Source organism: Okeania hirsuta (genome assembly GCF_003838195.1).
GTDB classification, from domain to species: domain Bacteria; phylum Cyanobacteriota; class Cyanobacteriia; order Cyanobacteriales; family Microcoleaceae; genus Okeania; species Okeania hirsuta.
This window is the reverse complement of record NZ_RCBY01000469.1, coordinates 1-2,731: the sequence shown is the minus strand read 5'-3', so window position 1 is coordinate 2,731 and position 2,731 is coordinate 1. Positions and strand designations below refer to the sequence as shown.

Annotated in this window: 2 protein-coding genes; one reads left to right on the top strand and one right to left on the bottom strand. The window is 33.1% G+C overall.

Features of this window, described 5'->3' with window-relative positions; genetic code table 11:
• Window positions 1-875: 875 nt before the first annotated feature.
• Window positions 876-1,358 (bottom strand): ABA4-like family protein, encoded by a 483-nt coding sequence (locus tag D5R40_RS31895; RefSeq protein WP_124147062.1) that lies wholly within the window; start codon window positions 1,356-1,358, stop codon window positions 876-878.
• Window positions 1,359-1,390: 32 nt separating this feature from the next.
• Here D5R40_RS31895 and D5R40_RS31890 point away from each other — a divergent pair, with 32 nt between their 5' ends.
• A complete protein-coding gene (locus tag D5R40_RS31890) occupies window positions 1,391-2,704 on the top strand; it encodes a serpin family protein (protein ID WP_240039155.1) in 1,314 nt (437 codons plus the stop codon).
• Window positions 2,705-2,731: the final 27 nt, after the last annotated feature.

Here is a 2,731-nt window from a genome sequence, read left to right as displayed (position 1 = left end):
AGAAGGAAGAAGGAAGAAGGAAGAAGGAAGAAGGAAGAAGGAAGAAGGAAGAAGGGAAAATTGCTGATGGATAGTCAACTATCGGCCACTTCGTGTTTGATCGCCCTAAACAGAAGAAGGCAGAAGGCAGAAGGAAAAATTGCTTACTACTAAAAGTAGATTAATAAATAGCTTTAATATCAAAAAAATACGATATTTAATAGTATTAATTAGTGGGGAATATCCCAGAATATCAACTCCGCATCTTCAAACCTTCCCCCCCCACTATTCCCAGTATTCAAGAACTCATAAATTACCGAATAATTAATAATTAAATAATTAAATAATTAAACAATTCAGCTTTATTAGCTTCCCCTTGAAAGGGGAAAAAAATAAATTTTTTCCTTATTGGTCAATCCTCTCCCTTTTAGGGAGAGGTAATTATCCATTATCCATTAATGAACTACCACTTCAAATCTCAAATCCAATAATTATTTAGTAAGCATTCCGCAGGAAATGCTTACATTATTTATTTAACTCTCAAAATATTAGTCAGGTATGAGAAACTACTGAAGATTAATTAAGAATCTATAAAATTAACAAACTATTAGACTTCTCGAGAAAAGAGAGAGTAGGGAGTAGGGAGAAATAATTGATAATTTCTGTACGACAATTTATTTGATTTTTGATTATTAGAGATGTCTATTAAATACACCCCCTGAATTTTACTGAATAATTAAGGTTTAAAGCCTCTCCTTTCAAGGAGAAACAAGCGGTCGAGGGATGGCGAGGTCTCCTCGCCATATCCAATCGACCAAGAGAGAAAAAATTTTCATTATTAGTCAATCCTATCCGTTTTCAAGGAGAGGTAATTATTAATTATTAATTATTAATTATTAATTATTAATTGTTGAAACTTGTTCTACAGTGGGTGTTTTAGTTGTACCCTCTGTAAAATTACCGAAGAATTTCTGACTAATCCAATAGGTTAAAATATGAGATAATAAGCCAAAAGGTCCGGCAAATAAACAAAGAATTATTGAGTGGATAGTCCAAACACCAGTACGTTGTCCTTCCCAATAAATCCAACGACCGACAAATAAATCCATGACCAGAAAATGAATCCATCCTGTTGCTGCAGCAGATTCTTCTCCAAAGAATTTAGCAATATCTGGCAAAGTAGGGTTGGATAAAGCAGCAGCAGATTCAGGGGTAATACTACTAATAAGTAGGTAAAGATAAAGGACGGCTAATAATACAAACGGAATAAAAGATTCCATGATTTTGCGAGTAACTTTCCAGTTAGGCAAAAATATTATTAATGTCCAAAATGGTAATACAAATAAGTTAGCACCGTTGAAAATTAGATCGATTGTCATTGTTAGTTATTGACTCCAGTAGGGGTAAGAAAATGTTGAAAGAACTTTTAAATAAATGTTATGCCATTTCGGCAAAAATGTCTCTAGGGACGATGGCTATAATTATCATTATTAGTATCTATAATTTGCCTGGAGTTGCAATAAAGTTAAGGAATCGGGAATTTCATACTGATAATCAGACAAATTCCCGACAGAATATATTCGCTAAAATAGAAGATATGGACATCAGTATGAAATTAGTTTCCGCTAATAATAGATTTGCCTTTCAACTATTTTCAGAAATTCAAAAATCACAATCAAATAAAAATATTTTTATCTCTCCGAGCAGTATAGCGATCGCTCTATCAATGACCTACAACGGTGCCGAAGGAAAAACCAGAGATGCTATGACTAAAGCATTAAATTTTCAGGGAATGAGTTTAGAAGAAGTTAATCAAGCAAACAAAGAATTAGGCATTTTATTAAATAGTTTAAATCCAGACATTAAATTAGATATTGCCAACTCAATATGGACCAAAAAAGGGATGTCTTTTGAGCCAACATTTATGCAAAGAAATCAAAATTTTTATCAGAGCAAGGTAAGTCAAATAGACTTCGAGCATCCTAGAAGTCCTGAAATTATCAACAATTGGGTCAACGATATTACTAAGGGCAAAATTGATAAAATCATCGAAAAACTCGAACCTAATACAGTGATGGTTTTGTTAAATGCTATTTATTTTCAAGGCAATTGGGAGCAAGAATTTGCAGAATATTCCACAAAAGAACAACCTTTTTATCTACCGAATGGCACAAAAAAACAACATCCAATAATGTTTCAATCATCTAGATATTTATATTACGAAGATGAAGAATTTCAGGCAGTAAGTTTACCCTATGGAGAAGGAGGAGTAAGTATGTATATATTCCTTCCCAAAGAAAAAGTAGGATTAGACAGATTTTATCAAATTTTAAATGAGGAAAACTGGGAAAATTGGATGCTGCAATTTGACTATTGTAAAGTAAATCTAGGCTTGCCAAAATTTAAAACCGAATATGAAATTACCCTCAATGATGCGTTGAAATCTTTAGGAATGGAGATAGCTTTTAACAAAAATAATGCTGATTTTTCTGGGATGCGTCCTATTCCACCAGAGTTATATATAGATGAAATTAAACATAAAACATTTGTGGAAGTTAATGAAGCAGGAACAGAAGCAGGAGCAGCGACCAGTATAACTATGGGAGTAAGAAGTGCAGAGATACCTGTTGATATGTTAGTCGATCGTCCCTTCTTTTTGACAATTACAGAGAATGATTCTGGCACTATTCTATTTATGGGAGAAATTACAAATCCAGAAAATTAGGGTGCATCTCAATGAGTGAATAAAGCC